The organism is Microbacterium sp. B19 (assembly GCF_000333395.1).
GTDB lineage: Bacteria > Actinomycetota > Actinomycetes > Actinomycetales > Microbacteriaceae > Microbacterium.
This window is the reverse complement of the sequence record NZ_BADA01000172.1, coordinates 1-1,952: the sequence shown is the minus strand read 5'-3', so window position 1 is coordinate 1,952 and position 1,952 is coordinate 1. Positions and strand designations below refer to the sequence as shown.

Sequence of the window (1,952 nt, the reverse complement as noted above, 5' to 3'; positions counted from 1 at the left end):
CTCGCCGACCGGGGACCACGCTGTCGGGGTAGAACGACGGTTCCGTGGAGGAATCCGAGATCAGCTCGGGTGGGGAGGAGCGGTGCCGAGGGCGAAGATAGAATCGAACGCATGGCCGCTCGCACCTCCACCCCCGAGAAGCGCCCGGGATTCTTCTCCCAGCTGCGCACCCTGTACACCTTCACGCAGAAGGAGTACCGCTGGCTCCCCTTCGCGCTGGCCGGAATCGTGCTCGTGGGCATCGGCCTCGGCGTGCTCGTCGGGTTCCTGCTTCCGCAGCCCGCGGCATGGAGCATCATCCTGTGGGGTGTCACGGGTCTGCTCGCCGGCATCCTGGCCGGGATGATCACCATGACGCGCCTGTCGACGAAGGCCATGTACCGGCAGATCGACGGCATGCCCGGTGCCACCGGCCACGTGCTCACCTCGTCGCTCGGACGCAATTGGCAGGCCTCGGAGACGCCGATCGGTGTGAACCCGCGGACGCAGGATGCCGTCTACCGCGCGATCGGCCGGGGCGGTGTCGTGCTGGTGGGCGAGGGCTCCCGCGCGCGTCTGACCCGTCTCGTGAACGAGGAGCGCGCACGTGTCCAGCGCGTGGCCGCAGGCGTTCCGGTCACCGTTCTCTACGTCGGACACGGCGAGGGCGACGTGGAGATCAAGAACCTCGCGTCGGCCATCAAGGCTCTGCCGAAGAAGGTGGACCGCACGACGCAGGCCGCGGTCATCAAGCGTGTGGCATCCGTCTCTCCGGGGCTGTCGTCGCTGCCGATCCCGAAGGGCGTCGACCCGACCAAGATGCGCGCGCCGCGCCCCCGCTGATCCTCGACGAACGACCCCGCTCCGGCGGGGTCGTTCTCGTTTCAGCGCCGGACGAGAACCGTTCCGACGGCCTTGTCGTGCAGCCCGCGCTGATCGGCATCCCACACGACGGCGGGGATGATCAGGCCCAGCAGCAGGGTGCGGACGACCGGCCGCCACACCCCGACCCATCCCCCGGATGCCAGTTCGAGACGCATGCCGAGCAGTCGGTGCCCTGGACTTCCCCCGATGAGCGGGATGAAGACGATCTGCACGAGAAAGAAGATGAGGTTCGTCGCGATCGGGTTCGCGAACGGCACGCCGGTCACCGGATCGGGCGAGGAGAAGAACGCGTAGCCGATGAGGCCGGCGCACGCGACGTCCACGAGGAGGGCTGCGATCCGGCGGCCGGGGCGGGCGATCGAGCCTCGGCCCTCGCGGGGAAGGCCGAGTCGCTGGCCCGGGTAGGTGTTCTCTGCGGCGGCGGTCACAATCCTCAGCGTAATCGGGCTCGTGTAACACGCCCGAAACATCCGAGATATCGCAGAGACACCGGTTCTGGATAGGGTCGGGGAGGCTGGCCGAGGCCTACCGATCCCGAATGTTCTACCTCTGGAGTCTTCATGTTCAAAGATTCGTCCGAGGTGCTCAAGTTCATCCAGGACGAGGACGTCAAGTTCCTCGACATCCGTTTCACGGACCTTCCTGGCGTGCAGCAGCACTTCAACATCCCCGCGTCGACCGTCGACGAGGAGTTCTTCACCGTCGGACAGCTGTTCGATGGCTCGTCGATCCGCGGGTTCGCGAACATCCACGAGTCGGACATGCAGCTCATCCCCGACGTGACGACGGCGTACCTCGACCCGTTCCGCGAGGCGAAGACGCTCATCATGGTCTTCGACATCTACAACCCGCGTAACGGCGAGATCTACTCGAAGGACCCGCGTCAGGTCGCCAAGAAGGCCGAGAAGTACCTCGCCTCCACCGGCATCGCCGACACCGCGTTCTTCGCTCCCGAGGCCGAGTTCTACATCTTCGACGACGTCCGCTACGAGGTGAAGCAGAACGCCAGCTTCTACTCCGTGGACTCCGAAGAGGGTGCCTGGAACACCGGCCGCGGGAAGAGGGCGGAAACCTCGCCAACAAGCCCC

General features: G+C 66.2%; 2 protein-coding genes and 1 pseudogene. 2 read left to right on the top strand and 1 reads right to left on the bottom strand.

The features are described from left to right. The first annotated feature begins 111 nt into the window (after positions 1 to 111). Positions 112 to 822 (top strand): DUF4191 domain-containing protein, encoded by a 711-nt coding sequence (locus tag I5G_RS06710; protein WP_022878371.1) that lies wholly within the window; start codon positions 112 to 114, stop codon positions 820 to 822. A gap of 41 nt (positions 823 to 863) precedes the next feature. On the opposite strand, the gene I5G_RS06705 is transcribed toward I5G_RS06710, so the two are convergent. After that, positions 864 to 1,292, bottom strand: coding sequence for an RDD family protein (locus I5G_RS06705; RefSeq protein ID WP_022878370.1), 429 nt, complete (start codon positions 1,290 to 1,292; stop codon positions 864 to 866). A 132-nt stretch (positions 1,293 to 1,424) separates the two neighbouring features. Here I5G_RS06705 and I5G_RS06700 point away from each other — a divergent pair. Continuing rightward, a pseudogene (locus I5G_RS06700) lies at positions 1,425 to 1,952 on the top strand (glutamine synthetase beta-grasp domain-containing protein); the annotation flags it as partial.

What these genes read in the sequence shown, in the direction of transcription:
- I5G_RS06710 (WP_022878371.1), top strand. Translation starts at nt 112, where the DNA reads ATGGCCGCTCGCACCTCCACCCCCGAGAAGCGCCCGGGATTCTTCTCC.